The sequence below is a fragment of the Dyadobacter subterraneus genome (assembly GCF_015221875.1).
In the GTDB taxonomy this organism is placed as follows: Bacteria; Bacteroidota; Bacteroidia; order Cytophagales; family Spirosomataceae; genus Dyadobacter; species Dyadobacter subterraneus.
On sequence record NZ_JACYGY010000001.1, the window covers coordinates 2,718,180 to 2,741,655 of the forward strand.

Annotated in this window: 21 protein-coding genes; 16 read left to right on the forward strand and 5 right to left on the reverse strand. The window is 39.8% G+C overall.

Annotated features, from left to right (window positions below):
- Nucleotide 1: 1 nt before the first annotated feature.
- The 9 genes from IEE83_RS11105 to IEE83_RS11145 all read left to right on the forward strand — a co-directional run bounded on the left by IEE83_RS11105 (nucleotide 2) and on the right by IEE83_RS11145 (nucleotide 11,368).
- On the forward strand, nucleotides 2–1,339 hold the full coding sequence (locus IEE83_RS11105) for a TldD/PmbA family protein (protein ID WP_194120650.1): 1,338 nt from the start codon (nucleotides 2–4) through the stop codon (nucleotides 1,337–1,339).
- Nucleotides 1,340–1,391: 52 nt separating this feature from the next.
- Nucleotides 1,392–2,009 carry a DUF4159 domain-containing protein gene (locus IEE83_RS11110; protein WP_159473209.1) on the forward strand — a complete coding sequence of 206 codons (618 nt, stop codon included), beginning with the start codon at nucleotides 1,392–1,394 and terminating at the stop codon, nucleotides 2,007–2,009.
- A 3-nt stretch (nucleotides 2,010–2,012) separates the two neighbouring features.
- On the forward strand, nucleotides 2,013–2,996 hold the full coding sequence (locus tag IEE83_RS11115; protein WP_194120651.1) for an AAA family ATPase: 984 nt from the start codon (nucleotides 2,013–2,015) through the stop codon (nucleotides 2,994–2,996).
- Between the two features lie 101 nt (nucleotides 2,997–3,097).
- Nucleotides 3,098–4,006, forward strand: coding sequence for a DUF58 domain-containing protein (locus IEE83_RS11120; protein WP_228101768.1), 909 nt, complete (start codon nucleotides 3,098–3,100; stop codon nucleotides 4,004–4,006).
- Complete coding sequence (locus IEE83_RS11125; protein WP_194120652.1) at nucleotides 4,006–5,226, forward strand: BatA domain-containing protein; 1,221 nt, start codon at nucleotides 4,006–4,008, stop codon at nucleotides 5,224–5,226. The genes IEE83_RS11120 and IEE83_RS11125 overlap by 1 nt, the downstream gene beginning before the upstream one ends.
- On the forward strand, nucleotides 5,219–7,435 hold the full coding sequence (locus tag IEE83_RS11130) for a DUF4175 family protein (RefSeq protein ID WP_194120653.1): 2,217 nt from the start codon (nucleotides 5,219–5,221) through the stop codon (nucleotides 7,433–7,435). The genes IEE83_RS11125 and IEE83_RS11130 overlap by 8 nt, the downstream gene beginning before the upstream one ends.
- Nucleotides 7,436–7,464: 29 nt before the next feature.
- Nucleotides 7,465–9,138, forward strand: a complete 1,674-nt coding sequence (locus IEE83_RS11135) for a hypothetical protein (protein ID WP_194120654.1) — start codon at nucleotides 7,465–7,467, stop codon at nucleotides 9,136–9,138.
- A 1,071-nt stretch (nucleotides 9,139–10,209) separates the two neighbouring features.
- Nucleotides 10,210–11,007: a HipA family kinase gene (locus IEE83_RS11140; RefSeq protein ID WP_194120655.1), complete on the forward strand. Its 798-nt coding sequence runs from the start codon at nucleotides 10,210–10,212 to the stop codon at nucleotides 11,005–11,007.
- Nucleotides 10,985–11,368, forward strand: coding sequence for a DUF3037 domain-containing protein (locus IEE83_RS11145; protein WP_137343283.1), 384 nt, complete (start codon nucleotides 10,985–10,987; stop codon nucleotides 11,366–11,368). Before IEE83_RS11140 ends, IEE83_RS11145 begins: the two co-directional genes overlap by 23 nt.
- 146 nt (nucleotides 11,369–11,514) lie before the next feature.
- On the opposite strand, the gene IEE83_RS11150 is transcribed toward IEE83_RS11145, so the two are convergent.
- Entirely contained in the window at nucleotides 11,515–12,000 is a 486-nt protein-coding gene (locus tag IEE83_RS11150; protein ID WP_194120656.1) for a TlpA family protein disulfide reductase, read from the reverse strand.
- 209 nt (nucleotides 12,001–12,209) lie between these two features.
- Here IEE83_RS11150 and IEE83_RS11155 point away from each other — a divergent pair, with 209 nt between their 5' ends.
- Genes IEE83_RS11155 through IEE83_RS11165 form a run of 3 tightly spaced genes read left to right on the forward strand, consistent with a single transcriptional unit; the run spans nucleotide 12,210 to nucleotide 14,033 of the window.
- Complete coding sequence (locus IEE83_RS11155; protein WP_194120657.1) at nucleotides 12,210–12,617, forward strand: hypothetical protein; 408 nt, start codon at nucleotides 12,210–12,212, stop codon at nucleotides 12,615–12,617.
- A gap of 17 nt (nucleotides 12,618–12,634) precedes the next feature.
- Complete coding sequence (locus IEE83_RS11160) at nucleotides 12,635–13,093, forward strand: hypothetical protein (RefSeq protein ID WP_194120658.1); 459 nt, start codon at nucleotides 12,635–12,637, stop codon at nucleotides 13,091–13,093.
- 40 nt (nucleotides 13,094–13,133) lie between these two features.
- Nucleotides 13,134–14,033, forward strand: a complete 900-nt coding sequence (locus IEE83_RS11165; RefSeq protein WP_228101769.1) for a winged helix-turn-helix domain-containing protein — start codon at nucleotides 13,134–13,136, stop codon at nucleotides 14,031–14,033.
- Between the two features lie 82 nt (nucleotides 14,034–14,115).
- Here IEE83_RS11165 and IEE83_RS11170 read toward each other — a convergent pair whose 3' ends face one another.
- The gene (locus tag IEE83_RS11170) at nucleotides 14,116–15,831 is read right to left on the reverse strand and encodes a GMC oxidoreductase (protein ID WP_194120659.1); all 1,716 of its coding nucleotides are present in this window, start codon (nucleotides 15,829–15,831) and stop codon (nucleotides 14,116–14,118) included.
- Between the two features lie 14 nt (nucleotides 15,832–15,845).
- Nucleotides 15,846–16,451, reverse strand: a complete 606-nt coding sequence (locus IEE83_RS11175; protein ID WP_310588493.1) for a gluconate 2-dehydrogenase subunit 3 family protein — start codon at nucleotides 16,449–16,451, stop codon at nucleotides 15,846–15,848.
- Between the two features lie 284 nt (nucleotides 16,452–16,735).
- Between IEE83_RS11175 and ytxJ the strand changes: the two genes are divergently transcribed.
- Nucleotides 16,736–17,086, forward strand: a complete 351-nt coding sequence (gene ytxJ, locus IEE83_RS11180) for a bacillithiol system redox-active protein YtxJ (RefSeq protein WP_194120660.1) — start codon at nucleotides 16,736–16,738, stop codon at nucleotides 17,084–17,086.
- Nucleotides 17,087–17,124: 38 nt separating this feature from the next.
- Nucleotides 17,125–17,688, forward strand: a complete 564-nt coding sequence (locus tag IEE83_RS11185; RefSeq protein WP_194120661.1) for a DUF4468 domain-containing protein — start codon at nucleotides 17,125–17,127, stop codon at nucleotides 17,686–17,688.
- 20 nt (nucleotides 17,689–17,708) lie between these two features.
- Here the strand turns inward: IEE83_RS11185 and IEE83_RS11190 are convergent, their stop codons facing one another.
- On the reverse strand, nucleotides 17,709–20,066 hold the full coding sequence (locus IEE83_RS11190; RefSeq protein WP_194120662.1) for a mechanosensitive ion channel family protein: 2,358 nt from the start codon (nucleotides 20,064–20,066) through the stop codon (nucleotides 17,709–17,711).
- Nucleotides 20,067–20,136: 70 nt separating this feature from the next.
- On the opposite strand from IEE83_RS11190, the gene IEE83_RS11195 reads away from it, so the two are divergent.
- Nucleotides 20,137–20,412 (forward strand): hypothetical protein, encoded by a 276-nt coding sequence (locus IEE83_RS11195; protein WP_194120663.1) that lies wholly within the window; start codon nucleotides 20,137–20,139, stop codon nucleotides 20,410–20,412.
- Between the two features lie 63 nt (nucleotides 20,413–20,475).
- Complete coding sequence (locus tag IEE83_RS11200; RefSeq protein ID WP_194120664.1) at nucleotides 20,476–20,805, forward strand: GNAT family N-acetyltransferase; 330 nt, start codon at nucleotides 20,476–20,478, stop codon at nucleotides 20,803–20,805.
- 61 nt (nucleotides 20,806–20,866) lie between these two features.
- Here IEE83_RS11200 and IEE83_RS11205 read toward each other — a convergent pair whose 3' ends face one another.
- A complete protein-coding gene (locus IEE83_RS11205) occupies nucleotides 20,867–23,284 on the reverse strand; it encodes an ABC transporter permease (protein WP_194120665.1) in 2,418 nt (805 codons plus the stop codon).
- Nucleotides 23,285–23,476: the final 192 nt, after the last annotated feature.

Sequence of the window (23,476 nt, forward strand, 5' to 3'; positions counted from 1 at the left end):
TATGTCAGTGATATTAACGGAAGCAGAAGCAAAAGCATTGTTACAGAAGGTTTTGAAATACTCAAAAGCGGATGAATGCGAGATTAATATATCGGGAGAAAAGAGGGGAAATTTGCGTTACGCACGTAATGAAGTTTCTACCAGTGGAGCGCAAATCACACAAAATCTGATTGTTCAGTCCTCTTTTGGGAAAAAAGTTGGTGTTGCCACAACGAATGAATTCAGTGATGAAGCATTTGAAAAAGTGGTTCGTCAATCGGAAGAGCTGGCAAAACTTGCCCCGGAAAATCCGGAATATGTTGGCGTTCTAACACCTCAGCAATACAAAAAATCGTCGGGTTTCTTTGATTCTACGGCAAATATTACTCCGGATTTTCGTGCGGATGCTGTGGCAAAAAGTCTGGAATTGTCAAGAGCTCAAAATCTGGCAGCAGCTGGTTTCTGGGAAGATACGCATGGTTATTCAGCGATGCTTAATTCAAAGCAGCTTTTTGCATATTACCCAAGTACGGATGTCAATTTTTCACTAACTGTCAGAACGCCGGATGGAACTGGTTCAGGTTATGTGGCCAGAGGTTATAGTGATGTTTCAAAACTTGACACAGTAGCGGCAACCAGAATTGCGATTCAAAAATCAACTGGTTCGGTAGGGGCAAAAGCTTTGGAGCCCGGAAAATATACCGTCATTCTGGAACCAACGGCGGCGGCAGTTTTATTGGAAAATATCTTTTTCAATATGGATGCGCGTAGTGCTGATGAAGGACGATCGTTTTTGAGCAAGCAAGGTGGAAAAACCAAACTCGGCGAAAAGATCGTGGATGAAAGAATCAACATTTATTCAGATCCTGCCAATCCTGAACTGCCATCAGCTCCATGGGCTGGTGACGGTCAGCCGATGGAAAAAGTAAACTGGATTGAAAAAGGTGTTGTCAAAAACATGGCTTATTCGCGTTACTGGGCACAAAAGAAAGGTGTTAAATCTGTTCCTTTCCCAAATAACATGATCGTGTCAGGTGGTACTGCGACTTTGGAAGAAATGATTGCTTCTACAAAACAGGGAATTCTAGTGACAAAATTATGGTATATCCGTGAAGTAGATCCTCAGACTTTATTGCTGACGGGACTCACACGTGATGGTACTTTTTATATCGAAAACGGCAAAATCAAACATCCGGTAAAAAACTTCCGATTCAACGAAAGTCCTGTGATCATGCTCAATAACCTTGAAACATTAGGGAAACCTGAGCGGGTTGTGAGCACAGAATCTAACCAGAATTATTTGATGCCGCCGATGAAAATCCGTGAATTTACATTTTCGTCATTATCTGACGCAGTATAAATTTTTTATTTGCAGCGGATTATTTTCCGCTGCAAATACTTTTACTTAACCTATGAAACCTTTTTTCTTCACCCGTCTTCAGTATACCTCAGGAAACTGGGATACCGATCAGCGCATGCCTTCAAACTTGCTGCATTCGCTGGTGGAGTATACCACCATCCCCATTGATGAGAAGGAAAAGGTGGTGCTGCTGAGCAGTAATGATATTTTCAAAAGTCCGTTTTGCTATTTGAGTGGACACAAACTTGTTGAGTTTTCAACCCAGGAAAGAGACCATTTTAAACGCTATGTTCAGAATGGAGGATTTGTGTTTGTAGACGATTGTAACCACGATATAGACGGATTATTTGCTAAATCCTTTGAGCAGGAAATGTCCAGAACATTCGGTCCCAAGGCTTTACAGAAAATTCCAAATAATCATCCGCTCTACAATAGCTTCTTCCACTTTGAAGACGGTCCGCCTACCACAGCCTTTGAATTAAATGGCTGGGGAGATGATCTGGTGCACGATTATCTGAAAGCGGTAACAATCAATGGTCGCATCGGAGTGCTTTACAGCAATAAGGATTATGGCTGTGAGTGGGATTATGATTTTAGAAATAAACGTTTTTTGGCTGTCGATAATACCAGGTTCGGGGTCAATATTGTCATGTATGCTTTAACTGCTTAACGATTGGAAACACAGGATCTAACCCATTATAAAACCTTGGTAGCTAAGCTGCCGCTTCTTAAAAAAGAAATTGGTAAAGTCATTGTTGGGCAGGAAGACGCCATAAACGAAATTCTGATTTCATTGCTTGCCGGCGGTCATTGTTTGCTTGAAGGCGTACCCGGACTGGCGAAAACTTTGATGGTGAAAACCATGTCCGAAGCTTTGCATATGAGTTTCAAACGTGTTCAATTCACGCCGGATTTGATGCCGGGCGATATCGTTGGAACTGAAATTCTGGAAGAAGATCATGAAACCGGAAAGAAGTTTTTTAAATTCAGTCAGGGACCAATTTTCGCGAATGTAGTTCTTGCAGATGAGATTAACAGAACGCCGCCAAAAACACAGGCCGCACTTCTGGAAGCGATGCAGGAAAAAAGTGTGACTTATGCAGGGACAAATTATGCACTGCCAAATCCTTTTCTGATCATTGCCACTCAAAATCCGATTGAGCAATCGGGTACCTACCCATTGCCAGAAGCGCAGCTCGACCGTTTTCTTTTGTATATCAAATTGAGCTATCCAAGTGAGCAGGAAGAACTTGATGTATTGAAAAATACAACTGGTTCGAAAGGTGTTGTTATCGATCGCGTGCTTAGTGATATGGATATCGTGGAACTTCAAAAATTGACAAGACAAGTTCACATCAGCGAAGATCAGATTGCATTTATTAACCGATTGGTTCGTGCGACAAGGCCTGATGGCAGTCCTTCTGAATTTGTAAAACAATGGTGTGACTGGGGAGCAGGACCACGTGCCGGACAGGCGCTTGTGCTGTGTGCAAAGGCGAGAGCGGTGCTGAACGAACGTTTTGCAGTAATTCCGGAAGATGTACACACGCTGGCTTTTCCAATTCTCCGTCACCGGATTTCAATGAATTTCAGAGCCGAAGCGGAAAATATTACATCGGACAATGTCATTGCAGATCTTATTAAAACATTGAAATAGCCGTCGGCGTTAAGCAGTCGGCTTTCGGCTTGTGATGAGCTGAAATCTTGTTAAAACCATAATCTGAATGCCGACGGCCGACCGCCGAAAGCCAAAAATTTATGTCCCAAAAACGTACCGGGCTGCTTGCTTCGGATTTGATCAAACTTGGAAACCTTCAATTGGTTGGAAAACTGATAAGTGAAGAACTAATGCTGGGTGTGCACGCCAGCAAACGTTCGGGTATGGGCACCGAGTTTGAGCAATACCGTCATTATGAACCCGGCGATGACCCTAAGCGGATTGACTGGAAATTGTACGCCAGAACGGACAAACATCTTGTAAAAGAATCATCTGCCGAAAGTAACAGACAGATTCGTTTTTTACTGGATTTGTCCGGTTCTATGAATTATGCTGAAAATGGCATGAGCCGTTTGGAATATGCAAAATTGCTGATCGCATCTTTGTCATATCTCGGTTATATTCAAAACGACCAGATGAGTCTGTATGCTTTGCAGAACGGAAAAGTTAACAGCATTGTGAGTGGTGCGTCGAGTTCGGGAAAGCAGGCTTTCAACAAGATATTGTTTGGATTACAAAAAACGACAGCTTCGGGAGAATGGACGGCAGATTTTGCAGCCAACGGAAAGTTGCAGTTTCCTGAATTTGCTACCAAAAGTCAGGAGCAATTAATTTTTGTGACAGACTTTCTTCAGGTAGGGCAGGAGTGGCTGACGTTGATAAAATCCATTGCCAGTCCTCGCAGAGAAATCGTTATTTTCCAGATTCTGGGTGATAATGAAGTGGATTTTAATCTCACCGGTTTTTACCGTTTCAAGGATTTGGAAACCGGAAAAGAAATTGAATTACAGGCAGAGGCGGTAAGAGATAAATTCAAGGAATCTTCAAAAGCTTATTTTGATATGCTGGAAGAAGAATTGCGGATTCCTTACGTAAATCTGGTTCAGGCCAGATTGAGTGATCCTTTGGGGATGGTTTTAAAAGAATTTTTAACAAGAAGGAAAGGCTAATGAATTTTTTACAACCTTTCATGTTTTGGGGAGCGCTGGCAATTGCCATACCAATTTTCATCCATTTCTGGCATCAGAAAAAAGGGAAAGAACTGGATTGGGCTGCTATGCAATGGTTAATTGATAAAAGTCAGCAGCAAAGTCGGGGATTTCGGTTGGATGATCTGCCGATGTTGGTTGTTCGTTGTTTGCTTATTTTGATTTTAACTTTTTTGTTAAGTCAGCCGGTTATAAAATGGTTCAAGCAAATTGAACATGCCGAGCGAATTCATTTGGTTGAGCCGTCTGCGAATCTGGTCAACAATTATCGTTTTGAAATTGAAACTGCTATAAAAAACGGCGATAAAGTTTTTTGGATAAATCCTGAAAGTGAAGAAATAAAAGATCTGTCATCCATTTCAAACCAAAAAAACAAAGGCGTTTTATATCTTCAGGAAGTCATTAACAAAGTAAGCAAAAAAGGAGCGAAGCTTGATCTTTATCTGGTTAGCGACCAGAAATTGCTGGATCTGCCTAAAATTTACATTCCTGAATCATACCAATTACATCTCCTGACAGATTCTTCCCAGAATTATGCACATAAGTATTTGGAGTTAGCAGATGGGAAAAAACTGTTTGTTAACAAAGGTCAGTTAACTGTTTCCAGTCCTGGTCTGTCACAGGATTTGCCAAAGCTTGAATCGACTCCGGTTCATAGCGGGAAATTAAATGTCCTGGTTGAATACAAGAACAAAGCCGAACAGCAAACCGTCGAGGCGGCTCTTGGCTCTTTGTCGATTGTCTATTCTTTACCGATGGAAATTGATAATAAGAATGTTAGTGAAAAGAAATATGATCTTGTATTGACGGATCAAAAAATCGCCAAAATTAATCCGGAAGTGCTTTATGTTTTATCCGGGAAATCGGATCCGGGTAACCAAAGTGTGCTTTCAAACGTTGTTCAATTACAGGATTCACTTCGGATACAGACTTCCGAAATGGTTAATTCCGGACAACTTCCGGAATTCATTGGTGATTTACTGATAACACATTATAAGCTGGACGAACCTCAAAAGATCGTAAATCAGAAGCAGTTGAATTCGCTTTTTGTACAAACGAAACCTTTGGAAGCCAATATGGAAGGCAGTTTGAGACCTTGGCTTCTTATTATTTTTATAGCATTACTCATTCTTGAACGCTGGATGGCTTTAAAGAAAACGATACAGAAAAGTTATGTATGAGCTAAAAAAATTAATCAATTCGGTTACCACGCAGCTTTACGCCAATGCATTTATCAGGTGTCTGTTGCTGGCGGTTTCTGCTTTTGTATTGACATCCGTATTCAAGCAATCTTCGTTGATAGCTCCTGTGTTGGCTGCTATTGTCGGACTGGCAATTGGCGCTTATATCACAAAATTATATCAAAATAAAAAGCCGCAGGCAATTAGTTTGATTCACAAAACGGTTGGTGAATCGGAATACAGCTTACATTTACTTGAAAAGGATGAGCTGAATATTGCGGAACAATTGCAATTGGACAGGCTTAATCAAAACGTCTCAGCGGAACATTTTCATTTCCGGAATCTTTACGACGGGACGATGATGTACGGCCTGATTTTCTTGTTTTCACTGGTTTTCTATAATTTATACCCGCATATGAACTTCGCGACAGGAAATCCGGCGGCGGTTTTGAATACAACTAAAAATGTAGAAAAAGCCAACATTCTTGTCGCACCTAGTTTTGAAACAGCAGCTGTTACGGTAAATCCGCCTGCCTATACTTCGCTCCCAACAAAAAAATCTACTGACTTGAATGTTAGTGCTATCATCGGCTCTGCGTTGAACTGGGACGTTACTTTTACCCATCAGGATAATTTGTCGGTGCGACTTGCTAATAACCGTGGTGATGAACTTTCGTTCAAAAAAGCAAACGGGATTTTTCAATATAAAGATAAGCTGACCGGCTCAGGACTTTATTCCATAAAAGCATATTGGAAAGATTCACTGGTTTATCAATCCGATTTTTATAAACTGGAAGCACAGCCGGATCTCGCTCCAAAAATTGAACCTGATTCAAAAGAACTATATCAGTACCATTATCTGAAAGACAAAAAAACGATTCAGGTTTCAGCAAAAATGTCGGATGATTTTAAAGTGAAAACCGCATTTATTGTGGCTACTCTGGCACGTGGTTCCGGAGAGAATGTCAAGTTCAGAGAAATGAAATTTCCGCTTTCACCTGGCAATTTTAGAGAAGCTAAATTAAGTCAGTCCATTGATTTGAAGGCTTTAAATTTTACACCGGGCGATGAACTTTATTATTACTGGGCAGCAATTGACAATAAGGAACCTGAACCAAATTTCACAAAATCAGATACTTATTTCGTCGTTTACAAAGACACGGCGAAAGTCGAGGAATCTGAACTATCGACAATGTCTGTCAATACCGTTCCTGAATATTTCCGGAGTCAGCGTCAGATTATTATTGATACTGAAAAGTTGATAGCGAAACGTAAAAAGATAAAAAAGGAAGAATTTAATAGTATTTCCAACGAAATCGGTTTTGATCAAAAAGTGCTCCGTTTGCGTTACGGGCAGTTTTTGGGAGAAGAATTTGAACAAAACATTGGAGGTGGAGGTGGTGCGCCGCATGAAGAAAGTGGCAGCGGAAATATTCTTGATGCCTTTACCCACAAATCGGATTCAGAAGGAGAAGCTGCTGAAAACCGGAAATCACAGCCGGAAGAATCGCATCATGATCATGGCGGTGGCAATCAGGAAAGTGGCTCGAAAGATGCAATGGCAGAATTAATTGAGCAATATGGTCATGCACATGATGACGCAGATGTGAACACTTTTCATGAGCAGTCAACCAAGAGTTTGTTAAAAATGGCTTTGGAACAAATGTGGCAATCAGAATTGCATTTACGGATGTATGAACCGGAAAAAGCAATTCCTTTCGAAACCAAAGCATTGGAATATCTTAAACAAGCACAGCATAAAGCCCGTGCATTTGTCAAGAAAAGCAGTTATGATCCACCACCGATCAAAGAAAAGGAAAAACGACTTACAGGAGAATTGACTGACGTTAGTAAAAATTTCAACCAGGAAAAAATGATTAACCAAACGCGGACTGAACAGTTGGCCGCTGAGGTTTTGGGTTATCTTGAATATGACAAACTGAGTACTTCCCAACGTGCTAAATTCCAGGTCGCCGGAACACAATTATCGGACCGCCTTATGAACAGCGGACCTTTTAACGGCGGACTACAAAATTGGTCGGTACTTGGTGCGTTGCAAAAATTGATAAGTGGAAAACAGATTTCCGGCACTGAAAAAGAGCAGTTGAAAACCGAACTATACAAACGCGCAGGAGCAAATGTACAAAGCGGCCGTTCGTACGTCAGTGAGAAAAAACTGGAAAATATTTTTTGGAAAAAACTAAAATGAAACCGGAAGAAAGTATCCGGATCTAGTGTATGATTGCATTTGATTTCAATTGGTCGGAACCACTAAACCTGGTACTGATTTTATTTCTTATCCTTCTTGGTGCTGCGCAAATATGGCTTTTGCTGCGAAGTTCCGGTGAGGATATTTCGAAGCAGAAATTGGGAATCAAAATTGTTTTAAACCTTTTGTTATGGCTGATCGTCGCTGGATTTGTGCTTCAGCCAGTCTTTCGCAGTACCGTTTTATCAGGTAAGGTGATGGTCGCTGGAAAGGACGTTCCTTCCTCGGAAATAAAAAGAATTCAGGACAGCCTTCATATCCGGGAGGTGTATTCGGAAAGTAACTTAAAAGGAAAATCTTTTGATACTTTAACACTTGTTGGCCAGGATTTTAGTCCGTCTTTTTTTTCAAATCTCAGTCAGAAAATTACCAATTCGGTTGTCATTAACCGAATTCCGTACTTTTCAGAAAATCAAATCCAGTCAATTTCCTGGAACGGTATCATCCGAAAAGGACAGATTCAGCGTATTACCGGATCTGTAAATTCCGCAGATACTCAATGGGTAAAACTTAAATTTGGCAACCAGACACTGGATAGCGCCAAACTTCAAAAGGGCAGTCAAAACTTTGCTTTATCTTTTCCTGTTTTCACTGAAAGGAGGACGAAAGTAGATTTGTATGTAGGTGATGATCACCATGAAATTATTCAGTTTTTTGCCCGTCCTTTACCGCCATTAACCTTTCAGGTTATACTGGATAATCCCGATTTTGAAAGCCGAAATCTGGCAACATGGTTGGCGAATCGCGGCAATTCCGTTGAGATTTCTACCAACTTATCAAAGGACATCCGAAGCAAGCTGACGCTTAATAAAACAGGTACTCCGGATATCATTATCACCGATCCTAAAAATGCGTCAAACGCACAGGTTAAAAAAGCTTTATCGACCGGCAAAAGCATTTTATTTATAAATCTTACCAACGGTTCGTCGGATATAGCGACAATTAATGGTGCGTTAGGCACAAGATTTCAGGTTAAGAAACTATCCAATGAAGAAGCGTTGCCGGTAATAGGCGAGCTTACGAAATTGCCGTTTGATTTTGGAAAATCGAACGCTTACGCAACAGTTTCGAAATACCCGGTAGCAGTTGAGAAAACAACTGGAAAAGTGGCAGTAAGTCTTTTGAATGAAACATTTCCGACCTTACTTAACGGCGATAGTATTTCTTACGGTAATATATGGACTTCTGTTATCGCAGCTATCCATCCAGCTTACCAGTCGAACTTAGAGGTGATTTCTCCACTTTACAAAGGTTTCAAAGCTGAATTACAATTCAATAATCTGGTTAACAACCCGTCTTCTATGCGGGTTGGTACCGATACACTCCAATTGAAATATTCTGCAATCAACAAACAAAGTGCCAGTGCGACTTATATCCCGTCTGCCTCGTCCTGGTCGACATTATCGGATGATTCTGAGCTAAATGTTACGGATAGCCTGGATTTTAACGATTATTACAAAAATGAGGTTGTAGATCATTTTGTAAAATCCAGACTGAATTTACAATCAGAGTTAAATGATGTTGTCAAGCTTTCTGATAATAATGCACAACATTTGAATGAAAGCAGAATAGCGGATTGGATATGGTTTTTGATATTTGTTTTATGTTTTTCCGCACTTTGGTTGGAGCCGAAGTTTAATTAGATGATTATCATTTAATTATTTCGGTGCGTTGCGCCTTTTCTATAATTTAACCATCCGTCCTGCTACAAATATTACGGTGCGCCGCACCTATTGTCTGGATTGGTATATCGGAATAGCTACAAATATTACGGTGAGTTGCACCTTTTCCATAATTCAACGATGCGGCCTGCTACAAGTATTACGGTGCGGCACCTGTTGCCTTGATTGGAATATCCGAATAGCTACAAATATTTCGGTGCGCTGCACCTTTTCAATAATTCAACGATCCGTCCTGCTAAAAATATTACGGTGCACGGCACGTATTGTCTGGATTGAAATATTCGAATATCTACAAATATTATGGTGCGTTGCACCTTTTCTATAATTCAACGATCCGGCCTACCACAAATATTTCGGTGCGCCGCACCTGTTGACTTGATTGGAATATTCGAATAGCTACAAATATTATGGTGCGTTGCACCTTTTCTATAATATAACGATCCGGCCTGCTACAAATATTACGGTGCGCGGCACCTGTTGCTTTGATTGGAATATCTGTCCTACTACAAATATTATGGTGCGTTGCACCTTTCTATAATCAACAATCCGGCCTGGTGCAAATATTACGGTGCTCTGCACCTCTTGCCTTGATTGGAATATCCGAATAGCTACAAATATTATGGTGCGTTGCACCTTTCAATAATTCAATGATGCGGCCTGCTACAAGTATTACAGTGCGGCACCTGTTGCCTTGATTGGAATATGCGATAGCAACAAATATTATGGTGCTCTTCGCTTTTTTGGATTTTAAATGTCTGCTAACTGTTAACTCTGTACGCCTATTGTTACACTTGGCAATGGTGCGGAGCACCTAAATATTTGTAGGATCGTAAATTTGCTCCCATATCCGTAGGTGCGGAGCACCGAAATATTCTTATCTGCTCAGTCCGAAATCAGGGAAAATAATAAAATCGTATTTTTATTATCCCCCAACTTTACCCTAAATAAACTACTTTTACGCCCCAGGAAACATTGCTTTCTTAACCATTTTGCCTGATCGCAAAATCATAATAATATATTGATTTAATCTTTATGAATAAAAACGGACTTCAACTCAGAACCGTTAATGTGATACGTTACGTGACCCCCTTACGTGAAGGCGGATCACTGCCAGCGATTGCCGAAGCGGATGATGACTTTTTATATGTACTAAAATTCAGAGGTGCCGGCCAGGGCGTTAAAGCACTTATCGCAGAGTTAATCGGTGGCGAGATTGCCCGTGCATTAGGTTTCAGAATGCCGGAAATTGTTTTTGCCAATCTGGATGAAATGTTTGGTATGACAGAACCGGATGAAGAAATACAGGACCTTCTAAAAGCGAGCGCCGGATTAAATTTAGCCATGCATTATCTTTCCGGAGCCATCACATTTGATCCTCAGGTAACGACAGTTGATTCTAAACTGGCTTCCCAAATCGTCTGGCTGGATTGTCTTTTGACAAACGTTGACCGTACAGCCAGAAATACAAATATGCTGATTTGGCATAAAGAATTATGGCTCATTGATCACGGTGCATCTTTATATTTTCATCATTCCTGGACAAACTGGGAAGAACAGGCAAAGCGTCCGTTTGTTCAGATAAAAGATCACGTTTTATTACCGCAGGCATTAGAACTCAATGCTGTTGACGAATACTTTCGTTCAATTCTGACAGAAGATTTGATAAATTCCATTGTATCAATAATCCCTGACGACTGGCTGCTCCGTGATGCTCCGTTTGAAACGGCAGATGAGCACCGTCAGGCTTATGCCAAATTTTTAATTTCAAGAATCTCAGTATCAGAAGTATTTGTAAAAGAAGCGCAGAATGCAAGAACATCACTTATTTGAGTACGCCGTCATTCGCGTTGTACCCAGAGTCGAGCGCGAAGAGTTTTTAAATGTAGGGGTAATTCTCTACTGCCCGAAACAAGGGTTTTTACAGAGTAAAATTAATCTGGATATTGAACGGCTAAGTGCTTTTTCAGGGAAACTGGATATTTCAGAAATGGAAGATTATCTGGCAGCTTTAAGCCGGATTTGTATTGGCGGAAAAACAGCCGGACCTATTGGAAAATTACCCATTGCATCCCGGTTTCGGTGGTTAACAGCAACGAGAAGTACGGTTGTCCAAACTTCAAAAGTGCATCCGGGTTTTTGTAAAGATGCGGGTTTGACTTTGGATAAACTTTTTAACGAAATGGTTTTGTAGACAGAAATCCTGAAAGGATGATATTATTGTAGAGTTTGATATCAAACAAAATTTATTAAACCCTGAAAGGGTGACATAGTTTAAATAAAAAATGCTTCGTCCGATACATCGAACGAAGCATTTTTTATGATACTTTCAAATCAATTTTAAAACGATTTCAAAGTTTTAAAAATCTCTGCGTAAGGTTGTTCTCCTTCATAGATCTTAACCAGCTTTCCTGTTTTATCATACATAGCCAGATAAGGAAATGACCGGATCTGATAATATTTCTGAACCAGGTAACTTGTCCCTTCTGTACCAATTTTGATATTTGGATAAGCGGCCAGATTGTAATCCTTCTCGAACTTCTTGATCATTTCCATCGATTGGAACGTGATCATAACCAATTGCTTGTTGGTCATCACCGTATAATTTTTAAGCAACGCTTTCGTGAAATTCTGGCAGTGATCACAGTCGGGGGAAAAGTACATCAACACAACAGGCCCCGGACCAAGCTGGGAAGAGTTAAAAGGTTTTCCATTTGCAAGTGTGATCTGAAACGGAGCTATTTTTTTTAATCCAATGACAGACTGAGAAAAAGCAGTGCCGGCGATTAGGACAAACAGGAGTAGGGGAATTATTTTTTTAGACATCGGAAATTTAGTTTTAACAAGACTGCAAGATATGATTCTTTTTAATAGGGACGAATTTTCAAGTGGTGCTCAATATCGAAAAATTTGGAAATAAATCTTTTACATTTCATTTACAATCTTTTACGGGGGATTCAAGGTCAGCCAATTTTCTGCTTATACATTTGATCCATGCCCGGTTTCGGGTTTTGTTTCACTTAAATAAGAGGATCATGAAAAATCAGTTTTGTCTCCCTTGCTTATTTTTATTAGCCATCATCAATCCATTATTTGCCCAAAACAAATTCACAAATTGTTCAGCTGCTTTTCTTAATAACAGGATGATTGTTACCGAGTATAGTAACAAAGGGAAAAGCACCGTTTCAGGAAAGTCGACCGGAGAGTTGACTGTTTGCACCGCAGAAATTGGTCCGGAGAAATGTAAAGCGGTCGAGAAAATTGTGTTCAAAGTTGCCATCCGCGGCAAGGAATCCAAAACACTGGTGATGTATTCTGATGAAACGTTCAAGCAAATCAACATTCAGAATATCCTTAAAAAATGTAAAAAAGGTGATTCGATTGTCTTAATGACAACAGACGATCAGTACGCATTACCACACAATGAAATTCTTGTTTTATAACCAACCGATCTGATACCATGAAAAATCAATTGGCAAGAATCTTAGTGATTCTGTTTTATGCTTTTACATTTTCGACCTCCGAGGCATTACCCAAAAACAGTGCTGTTAGCAGCTATGCATTACTTCTCAATGGAAAATTGGCAGAGCCGGAAAATTTTGTTCACGTAACAAATGGGCATTTGACTTTAATCAACCTCACTTCGAAATCCGAGTCTAAAACCGGATTGCCATTTTTCGCTTATCTTAGACGGAATGGAAAAATTGTTGATGCTGATGCCTATGCACATAATTTTTCAGTTCGCAGTATTGAGTTGCGGGAGGTTCTTAAATCAGCGCAAGTAGGGGATAATATCATCATTGAACCTGCCAACAAAACTGATATTTCGGGCAGGAAAATAATAAATGTCACCTATTCCATGTTGTTCCCGGTATTTAACTGGTTTCCATTTTTGAATAAAAACAAGGAAGGATGTTAATTCAGGTCATTTTAGTAAGTTTATAATAAATTTCGAAAAGATGAATTTCAGAGATGTCAGATTGAAAACAACTGCCACAGTCACTTTGTTGGTGATGACTTTTCTGATTTTTTCGACGCTCGAAAAAGTGAAGGGGAATAACGATTCTGTCAGATTTTCGGAAAAAGTAAATCTTGCCTTGCGCCGTACTGCACATCTTTTACTTGTTGAAAATGGAGATTCTACATCCGGAATTACGCCGGTTCAACAGCAGGACGCAAATACATTTCTGGTAAGGATTGATAAACTTTTTGATTATGACAAGCTCCCGGATTTGTTGCAGAAATCATTGAAAATTCACAGAATTGACCGTGGTTATGATGTTTCGGTACTTCATTGCGAAAACAGCACAATTGTTTTGGGTTATAATTTTCAGGATTTAAATCAAAAACATGGAGTACCATGCAGCGGTCGAAAATTGGAAGCTGGTTGTTATTCTTTGAAAGTAAGTTTTTATCCGGAAACTAAGACAGCAACGGCAAGTGGTAATTGGTGGATTTTTCCGGTCGGGAGTCTGCTTGCGGGACTTGGTTATATAGTTTGGAAGAAAACAAAAAACTTACCTGAGTTGACTGAACAGGAGCCAGTAAAATTTGAAGCAAATACTAAAATTGTTTTTGGTAACTCTTCATTGGATATGACAAAGTTGCTGCTCATTTCGGGAAGTAAAAGTCATAATCTTACTTACCGAGAAGGAAAACTACTTCTTCTATTTGTCAATAACATAAACCAGATCATGGAACGTGATTTTATTCTAAAATCTGTTTGGGAAGATGAGGGAATTATTGTCGGAAGGAGCGTAGACGTTTTTGTTTCCAGATTGAGAAAAATGCTCTCGGAAGATTTAAATGTGAAAATCAGCGCCGTGCATGGTGTTGGATACCGACTGGAAGTTTCATGATAAAAGATCAATAGTCAGGTTAAAACAGATCGACTTTTAAAAGCTGCCATGTCTTTAAAAGTCGATCTGTTTTTCTCTTTAACTACAAATTCTGTTTTTTCAGTTCTTCCACAGCATGGTTTGCAGCTCTGGCCGTCATCGCCATATAAGTAATTGAGGGATTCACACAAGAGGAAGAAACCATAGCAGCTCCATCCGTTACAAAAACATTTTTTGCCGCGTGAACCTGGTTGAATTTATTCAAAACCGAGGTCTTTGGATCCTTTCCCATACGCGCCGTTCCCATGTCATGTATGCCTAATCCCAAATGTGTATCCTGACGATTAAATCCGGCAACGTTTTTGAAGCCGGCAACTTCCAGCATTTCCACGGCGGCATTCATCATATCTTTCCGCATCGCAATTTCATTTTCACCAAAAGCTGCATCAAACACAATCATCGGAATTCCGTACGGATCCTTTTTGTCTTTATCCAGATACATTCGGTTTTCAGGATTTGGTAGAACTTCACCAAAACCACCAAAACCCATAACCCAGCTTCCCGGTTTGGTCATGTCTTCTTTAAAAGTCGCGCCGAAACCATCGGTAGTAATTCCTCGTTTCCAGTCACTTCTGCTTGCTCCGCCCTGGTAGCCAAAACCGCGCAAATAATCCCGTTTATCCGTTCCCCAATTTCTGAATTTTGGTATGTAAAGCGCATTCGGTCTTTGTCCGAAAATGTAATCATCTTCAAAACCTTCAACCGTTGCATTGGCACCAACACCGAGATGATGATCCATGATATTTCGGCCAACCTGATCGCTGTCGTTACCAAATCCTGTTGGAAAGCGGTTTGATTTTGAGTTTAAAAGAAGTGCTGCCGAGTTCATCGAACCGGCATTCAGGAAAATGATTTTGGCAAAATATTCTTCGACAGCTAACGTTTTCTGATTCACAACACGAACGCCGGTAGCCTTTTGTGTTTTTTCATCAAAAATAATTTCACTGGCAATGGTATCATGCAAAACCGTAAGTTTATTCGTTTTTCGGGCTGCCGGAATTGAACCGGAAAGTGAGCTGTAATATGCACCATAAGGACATCCTCTGCTGCATTTGCTGCGGTACTGACAGGAAGCTCTTCCCAATTCCGTATGCCAGGGTTGCGGTTTGGTAAGATTCGCCACACGACCTATGGTGATAGGCCGGTTAAGCTTTTTCATCATCTGTTCCTTGAAATAAAGCTCGGGCGCGCTCATCGGCATAGCTGGCAGAAAATGTCCGTCTGGCAAAACTTCCAGATTTTCTTTTTGCCCGCTGATACCTACAAATTTTTCTACGTGGGTATACCAGGGTTCGAGATCTTCATAACGGATCGGCCAATCGATTGCGATGCCTTCTTTGGCATTTGCTTCGAAATCATTTTTATTGAAACGATAGGATTGCCGGCCCCAATGCATGGATTTCCCACCCGTATGATAAGCGCGTATCCAGTCAAACGGACGTTTTTCTATGTATGGATTTTTCTTGTCGTCAGTAAAAAATTCACCGGTTTCTTCATTGGCCAGATTACCAAAGCGACTGTTTGCCCAGTATTCTTCGGCAGAATGAATAGAAATTTTTCCACGATGCTGAAATTCCCAGGGACCTTTCATTGCCGTGTCATAATCTTCAATATGTTTCACTTCCCGGCCGCGTTCGATCATCAATACCTGCAAACCTTTTTCAGTAAGTTCCTTTGCAGCCATCCCGCCGGTCATTCCAGAGCCAACCACAATGGCATCATAACGGTGGGTTTTATCTACTTTTAAATTTAAGTTCATGGTGATATGGTGAATCAGTAAGCGAAAGATTTTTGATTCGGTTTCAGCTTGGTCATTTCCAGTTTTCCGGGAATTGGGACGTAGTCAAAAGAAGATTTCAGCCCTTGCTCGGAAGTGTAGTAACCAAGCAAAGTCAATTCTTTAATTAGTCGCCAGAATGGCAAACCTTTTGCCTGTTCCTTCATTTGTTCCCGGTCATCATTGTCTCCCATCTTCGTTTGCTGAACCTGGTAAACTTTCATCTGTTCAACCGAATTTGACTCAACCTGTTTTAATATTTCCGATTTCTGCGAAGAACTGAGAGAAAGGAATTTTTTATTTTCAAGATCCGCCAAACCTTCAGCAAAGCTGATATGCTCCGGTTTTCGGTAACAATCCTGAATCATCATTACAACAAAATCAGGAACGCCGACATCTTTTGCACCCGGCGTATTTGTTTTTGGAATGATGATTTCTGCAACTTCTGCTACAATTAACTTCTGATTATCTGAAAGGGCGAAAGCAGCGGGAGATGCTTTTAAATTATCTTCCCAATGATTCATCGCCATCAAAGTTGGCGCTGAAAATGCTCCACCGACCAGCAGAGCAACATTTCTAATAGCATTTCTCCTGTCCATCATTCTGATATTTATATTGATTTTACACTTAAAATCTAAAATTTTCGGTGTATTTCAATAAAAGATAATTAGGTTATAAAAATACTTTGTATGAGAAAGGGTTCACGCAAATGCGCAAAGAATAAACGCAGAGGCCACTAAGTTTAAACTTTGCGCTCTCTGCGTTTTAACTTATTTGCTTTGCGTGAAACCCACCACAAAAATATTTATTTTCAAAAATTATAAACTGCAAAGCGAAGTTCTTTGTTTATTACAAATCAGATCTTTGATTACTTGATTTTATAAAAATGAATTGGATAACATTAACATCAGAAAAGGAAGTTGAGGCTCTTACTAATTTGAGAGAATTGGCTTTAATTTACAAACATAGTCCACGTTGCATGACCAGCCTGATGGCTTTCAGAAACATGAAATCCGGGTCAGAATCAGATTATTCAATTCCATTTTACATGGTTGATGTGATTCAAAACCGCGATATTTCACGTTTGATAGCTGAAAAATTTAACATCAGACATGAATCGCCACAGGTTTTAATTGTGAAAGATGGCAAATGCATTTTTGATACTTCCCACGAGTCGATTGTTTTGAAAAATATAGTTAGCAAAATCAACAGCCTTCAAAAAGAGCTAAGCAACTAATTTGTTCTTTCCGAATTTTTGAATTTAAAATCCACTCTGTGAGAAAAATACAATTATCCTTTTTATTATTAATCCTTGTAAACTTTTGCAGCTTCGGCCAGGATGGTTTTTTACCACTTGACAACCAAAAGAAAATCGTTTACACCGATGTGGCAACTTTGGAAAAATCAAAGGATGTTTTGTTTCAAAATGCGCAAAAGTGGGTGGTGAAAACTTTTGGGAACTATGAAAATGCAGTGGCTTCGGAAGATCGAGAATCCGGGAAATTGGTGTTGAAAAGTTATTCTCCGATTTCTTCACCTTCATTTGAATACCTGCGTTATACCCTGACCATTGACTGTCAGCCAAATAAATACAATGTTACAATTAATGAAGTTGAGGGTATTTCAAAAAGTCAGACTGTAACGCCTTTGGGAAAAAAGCAGAATGATGAAATTCAGGAAAAGGAAATACTTTCGAAAACTGAATCGGGCAAAAAGAAAAAGTTTATCGCAGAAGAAGCTCTAAATCAGGCAAAAGTTGATAATGACCAGATAAATCAGGCCATGTACAGCTTGTTGGCTTCATTGAAATTGTCTATGACTTCCGACGGCGATATGTAATGAACTCAGCTTTTTGGTTCTTACATAACCTTAATATTATTTTCCTTGAATTTTTTGAGAAGCTGTTCAAAAACAAAACTTTTGAAAGTCGCTTCAACATAAACGCTGCTTACCCAAACCAATAATTTGAGTTCAACGCTGTCAACCGTGATGGCGTTGAATAAAATTTGTCTTGGGGCATTTTTTATAATGTCGTTTGCCTGATCAACAACTTCGTTAATCAGTTTTTTTACAAGTTCAAGATCGGTTTCGATATTGACTTTGAAGGTTAATTCACTTTTCAGACTTGAATTTTTCTGTGTGTAATTGACCAGTCGCCCCGACAACAAATCGCCATTTGGAATAATTACCCGCGATCCCTGCGGCGTCAGCATTTTGCTTGAACGAATACCAATATCCAGCACTTTCCCTTTTTTATCAGCCAGCTCGATATAGTCTCCGATGTTGAATGGTTTCTCAAAAATCAATATAATTCCGGATACGAAATTGTTTATTACGTTTTGTAGCCCAAGCCCGATTCCAACACCCAGTGCTCCGATTAAAACCGTTATTTTGTCAAGTGGAACGCCGGAAACCGTAATGGCGAACAGAAAACCGATAACAATAATAATCAGCCTTATCAAGGCCAGTTTTGAATTTTTTTCAACTGCGCTGCTTCCAAAACTCGTATCGGTTTCTCCAAAAAGAATTCCAATATGTTTTTGCAACTGATTGGAAACAAATATGATGACGATGAAAAACAGGATATTTCCAAATGTAAAAGTGATGTTCCCGAAAGTTCTGGGCTTTATTAAAAGCTGTTGAGAAATATTGACAAAAGTATCAATGATATTCAGGTTAATAGCAAAAGCGAGGAGCCAGAGTAATACGGATAAAAACGCCAGCATTCTGTTGAAAGTTACCCTGACTTTTGTAATATTAAGTCTGGAAAACAATCCGCCAGCACACGAGCTTACCTTGATTTGAAGTTCCATTGCTTCCAAAACTACCTGAATAAAAACGGCCAGACTTATTACCTGGATCAATCCATTTATGGCTGTAAGATTGAAAGATTTAGACAAACTTATCCTGCCAAAAATATTTAACAGTACAGATAAAATGTTCAAAATCACATAAATGACAACCACCGGTTTGATGAATTTCTTCTCAAAATTGGCTTCCTTCATTTTCCTGTAAAGCCATATTCCGAAATATATGGAAACGCCGTTCAGACCTATAATAAGCGCACGGAGAACAAAACTTTCGTTGACAAATGCATTGCTGAAAATAACCAGCACATACAAGCCAACGATCTCAAACCAAACCCGAAGCTGGTTTTTGGGAAGTCGCCGATACAAAAAGATGGTGAGTGTGATCAGTAGAAAAAACTGGTTTAGCTCAATGTAAATCGCAGGCGAATCGGGCTCAAATAGGGGAGTGATATTGAAAAGAACGATTAGTGTCGACAGGATCGGAATTCTGCCAATGTAATTAAACGTTAATTCGCCAATCGTTTTTGAGAGATCAGGTTTTCCGGCAAGTCTGAAATTAATGTAAACCCACCAGAAAAAAGCGGAGCAAACCAGAAGCAAAAATATCCGGTTGTCCCAGGTTGAATTGAAAAAATAGCGCAGAATTTTGTCCTGACCGAAATAGGAAACTTTAATCAGCTTACCGATTTTATCGGTACTGTCAAGTTTCGACGCATTCCATAAATAGCTATATTCCTTGCTCAAAACATTTCTGCCGGATTCCCTCAGATAATCGTCCACAACCGATTGCAGATCTGTTGTTTTAAAATAAACCGTTGAAACTTCTGCAAGCAAACGACTTACCGTATCCAGATTCGCCACTGTAATTTTTCCGGTTTCCTGTAAGCGAACCCGCAAATCAGAAATCTGCTGGGAATAATATTGACGCTGGGTAGTGTCCTTATTATCAACAATTAACAAAGAATCGCGACCGAACTGAATAACCTGCTCGGACATACGTTGCAATTCGGAATTGTATTTGGATAAAGATTTTCGCCAGGCTCCGGTTTTTAATTGCGCATCGGTAAGCATCAGGCGGTAGTTCAAAAGATTTTTTGAATCCGGAATGGTTTTATCAACCTGCATCGCTGAGTCAATCTGCGATACATTTGCCTTTATATTTTGAAGAGAAAGTTTGATTTTATCGCCGTCATAACCTTTCTTGTTAGCAGCGTTCATATCTGTGATCGCCGCCTGATATTTTTCCAGGCGAAATAATAGGGTATCCGGGATTACCGCACTAGAATCTTGCGGGAAATTTTTATTTTGGGCAAATACTGATGTTATTGAAATCAGCATTGTCAACAAAAATGAAAAGAGAAAACGGGAATTAATGTTATTTGAACCTGCTGCAATGAATTTTCTCATTTCAGTTTTTTTAATGATTGATTGAAAACGGGACAGCAAATAACATGCCTGCTATGAAATTTGAGAGCAAATGAAGTCATCTTTTCAATATAAACTCCAAAGTCTGGAAATGTTGAAATGTCCTGTCATACGTTTTAATATAATGATAAAACAAAAAGAATTGATGCAGATCGCTTCAACGAAAGATAGAAAACTGGTAACAGATATCCTCACGAAAGCTTTTGCTGACAACAAAAGTGTGAATTATATCATTTCCGCAAATGGAAGCAGAGAAAGAAGAATCAGGGCTCTGGTGGAGTATTCTTTTGATGTCTGTAATCTTTTTGGAAAGATATACCTGTCGTAAAACCGGAAGGCCTGTGCTCTCATTTATTTTCCTGATCAGAAAAAGAACAGTTTCAAAACCTTCTTGCTCGATTTAAAGCTGATTATACATTGTACGGGATTGATCAATATCTCAAAGGTGATGGCGCGGGAAAGGGCAATTAAAAGTAATTATCCGGATTTGCTAATGTCTTATTTATGGTTTATCGGCGTTCATCCGCAAAGTCAAAATAAAGGAATTGGTAAAATTTTGTTGGAAGAGGTAATTGAAGACTCCCGGAAAATAAACAGACCTGTTTATCTGGAAACTTCCTCGGAAAAAAATGTTTCCTGGTATTTAAAATCAGGTTTTGAACTGTATCACGAACTTGATCTGGGTTATAATCTTTTCATGTTCAGAAAGGAATTTAAATGAAAAAGTCAGCAATACGTAAGATCGGATTACGAAATGCTGACTTTATTTTTTCTTATCAAAATTACTCCATCTTAATTGAAGTAACCGGATTGATCATCGCTGCTTTTATACTTTGGTAACTTACTGTAAGAAGTGCAATGGCTATTGCCAGCAAACCGGAAATCGCGAAAATCCACCATTCAATCGAAATTTTATATTCAAAATCCTGCAACCAGGCGGTCATAATATACCAGGCAACGGGAGAGGCGAGAACGAGCGCTATCAGTACAAGTTTGAGAAATTCACCTGAAAGCAATGCTACAATACTGCCGATAGACGCACCCAAAACTTTACGGACACCAATTTCTTTTGTCCGTTGCTGGGCTGTAAAAGTCGCCAAGCCGAATAGCCCAAGTGAGGCTACGAAAATCGTCAGACCTGCAAATATTCCAAGAATTGAACCAGTTTTTTGTTCTGCCTGATAAGTATTATTGAATCTTTCATCAAGGAAAGAAAAAGCAAAAGGCTGTTCCGGTTTGAATTCCTTGTATTTATTTTCCATGTCAGCCAGCAGGCCCTTAACTTCTTTCGTTTTTATTTTTACAATCAAATTGCCGGCATCCTTACTCAGAATCATAACCAGCGGCGTGATTTTTTCGTGTAAAGATCTGAAATTGAAATCCTTCACCACACCGATCACCCGATATGTTCCTTTGCCGCCTTCGTTATTTGTATTCGTAATGGTACGGTCCAGTGCATCTTTTTTAAATCCGAGCATGGATGCCGCAGTTTCGTTGATGATCACTCCGGATGAATCATTTCCAAATTCTTTTGAAAAGTTACGTCCCGCCGCCATTTCCATTCCTAATGTCGGGATGTAACTGGCGTCCACGTCATATCTCAGGGTTTTAACCAGCTGCATATTTTTGTCATCCGGGTAAACCATGTAATTGTTGTTGTAAGACGGGCCAGCCGGAATATAGCTTGACGAACTTGCATTAACCACACGCGGATCACGAAGGATTTCTTGTTTGAAAGTTTCCTTATTCTGTCCCAGCGCCCAGGTATCAATGACCAAAACCTGATCTTTACTGTATCCCAATTTTTTATTTTGAATAAAACGTAACTGCCGGTAAACAACCGTAGTTCCGATAATCAGTGTAATAGAAATGAAGAACTGAACAACCACTAATCCACTTCGTAAACTGATACTTTTTCTATCCGTTGTCAGTCTACCTTTCAGTACCAAAATCGGTTTAAAAGAGGAAAGGAAAAATGCCGGGTAACTTCCTGCCAGAATTCCCACCACAAGGCCAAAAAGAATAAGGCTGGGAAGGAGGGAAGGAATCGCGGAAAATTGCAGAGACAAATCTTTTCCCGACAAAGTATTAAATAGGGGCAAGGCAAGATATCCAAAGATTATTGCCAATACCATGGCAATAGATGTCAAAAGGATCGATTCCAGTAAAAATTGATATACCAATTCCTTTTTATCTGAACCCATAACTTTTCTAACGCCCACTTCTCTGGCGCGTTTTGATGCGCCGGCAGTGGAAAGATTCATGAAATTGATACAGGCTATGACAAGCATAATGATGGCTACGGCACCGAAAATGTAGACATACTTGATATCTCCATTATTGCCCAAATCGTAGCCAAAATCGGAATGCAAATGTATATCTGTTAACGGCTGAAGGTAAAGTCCAAGATTATTACCGCTCTTGCGAAATTCTTCCATAGTTACTCCCATAGCCTGTTTCAGCTGGGGAGCCATATATTTATCAACTGTTTGAGGCAGTTTGGCTTCAAGTTTTTTGTAATCGTATCCTTTTGGCAAAACCAGGTAGGTAAAGAATTCTGAAACCATCCAGGAATTAGATTTCGAATCCGCATAACTTGCCATGGACGCGAAAATATCAAAATTGAAATGCGAATTTTGAGGTACTTTTTCAATGACACCTGTAACCTTGTAATTTGTACTATCGCCCTTGAAGTTTACGATCTGGCCAATCGCATCTGCTTTTCCAAAATATTTATCAGCCAGTTTTTGCGTAATAACCAGCGAATTTGGTTCTAACAAAGCTGTTTTGGCATCACCTTTCAAAAGCGGAAGCGTGAAAACCTGGAAAAAATTCGAATCCGCAAGAACCAGCTTATCACCGGAATATTCCTTGTCTCCAAGTACCACTTTTGGATAACCGCCCTGGCGTAAACGCGTTGCCGCAAGCACCTCCGGATAATCCGCTTTAAGTGCCTGAGCCGCAGGCGGCATCACATGCGCCTCATTTATTTTTCCACCCTGCATGGTTCCTTTAAATACCACCCGGACGATCTGACTGGCCTTTTCGTTATAGCGGTCAAAGCTCAGTTCGTCAAGCACATACAGACTAATCAGCATGCAGGACGCAAGGCCAATTGCCAGTCCAATAATGTTAATGGCAGAAAAAGCACGATTCCGGGAAAGACTCCGCCAGGCGATTTTAAAATAGTTTTGCAGCATGGTATAAAGATAGTAAGCCTGACAGTGATTACTCTATTTTTATGCCATTAAAAGTACGGTATTGATAATCAGTAAGATAGGATTTTTATCGATCCAAATTCGTTCGCAAGCGTAACTTGAACTGTTCGTTATCGGACACGTTGAAATCTGCGGAACATACTTAAATAGCCATTTAACCGGCTTTAAACCCTA

What these genes read in the sequence shown, in the direction of transcription:
- IEE83_RS11105 (WP_194120650.1), top strand. Translation starts at nt 2, where the DNA reads ATGTCAGTGATATTAACGGAAGCAGAAGCAAAAGCATTGTTACAGAAG.
- IEE83_RS11110 (WP_159473209.1), top strand. Translation starts at nt 1,392, where the DNA reads ATGAAACCTTTTTTCTTCACCCGTCTTCAGTATACCTCAGGAAACTGG.
- IEE83_RS11120 (WP_228101768.1), top strand. Translation starts at nt 3,098, where the DNA reads ATGTCCCAAAAACGTACCGGGCTGCTTGCTTCGGATTTGATCAAACTT.
- IEE83_RS11125 (WP_194120652.1), top strand. Translation starts at nt 4,006, where the DNA reads ATGAATTTTTTACAACCTTTCATGTTTTGGGGAGCGCTGGCAATTGCC.
- IEE83_RS11130 (WP_194120653.1), top strand. Translation starts at nt 5,219, where the DNA reads ATGTATGAGCTAAAAAAATTAATCAATTCGGTTACCACGCAGCTTTAC.
- IEE83_RS11135 (WP_194120654.1), top strand. Translation starts at nt 7,465, where the DNA reads ATGATTGCATTTGATTTCAATTGGTCGGAACCACTAAACCTGGTACTG.
- IEE83_RS11140 (WP_194120655.1), top strand. Translation starts at nt 10,210, where the DNA reads ATGAATAAAAACGGACTTCAACTCAGAACCGTTAATGTGATACGTTAC.
- IEE83_RS11145 (WP_137343283.1), top strand. Translation starts at nt 10,985, where the DNA reads ATGCAAGAACATCACTTATTTGAGTACGCCGTCATTCGCGTTGTACCC.
- IEE83_RS11150 (WP_194120656.1), bottom strand. Translation starts at nt 12,000, where the DNA reads ATGTCTAAAAAAATAATTCCCCTACTCCTGTTTGTCCTAATCGCCGGC.
- IEE83_RS11155 (WP_194120657.1), top strand. Translation starts at nt 12,210, where the DNA reads ATGAAAAATCAGTTTTGTCTCCCTTGCTTATTTTTATTAGCCATCATC.
- IEE83_RS11160 (WP_194120658.1), top strand. Translation starts at nt 12,635, where the DNA reads ATGAAAAATCAATTGGCAAGAATCTTAGTGATTCTGTTTTATGCTTTT.
- IEE83_RS11165 (WP_228101769.1), top strand. Translation starts at nt 13,134, where the DNA reads ATGAATTTCAGAGATGTCAGATTGAAAACAACTGCCACAGTCACTTTG.
- IEE83_RS11170 (WP_194120659.1), bottom strand. Translation starts at nt 15,831, where the DNA reads ATGAACTTAAATTTAAAAGTAGATAAAACCCACCGTTATGATGCCATT.
- IEE83_RS11175 (WP_310588493.1), bottom strand. Translation starts at nt 16,451, where the DNA reads ATGATGGACAGGAGAAATGCTATTAGAAATGTTGCTCTGCTGGTCGGT.
- ytxJ (WP_194120660.1), top strand. Translation starts at nt 16,736, where the DNA reads ATGAATTGGATAACATTAACATCAGAAAAGGAAGTTGAGGCTCTTACT.
- IEE83_RS11190 (WP_194120662.1), bottom strand. Translation starts at nt 20,066, where the DNA reads ATGAGAAAATTCATTGCAGCAGGTTCAAATAACATTAATTCCCGTTTT.
- IEE83_RS11195 (WP_194120663.1), top strand. Translation starts at nt 20,137, where the DNA reads ATGAAGTCATCTTTTCAATATAAACTCCAAAGTCTGGAAATGTTGAAA.
- IEE83_RS11205 (WP_194120665.1), bottom strand. Translation starts at nt 23,284, where the DNA reads ATGCTGCAAAACTATTTTAAAATCGCCTGGCGGAGTCTTTCCCGGAAT.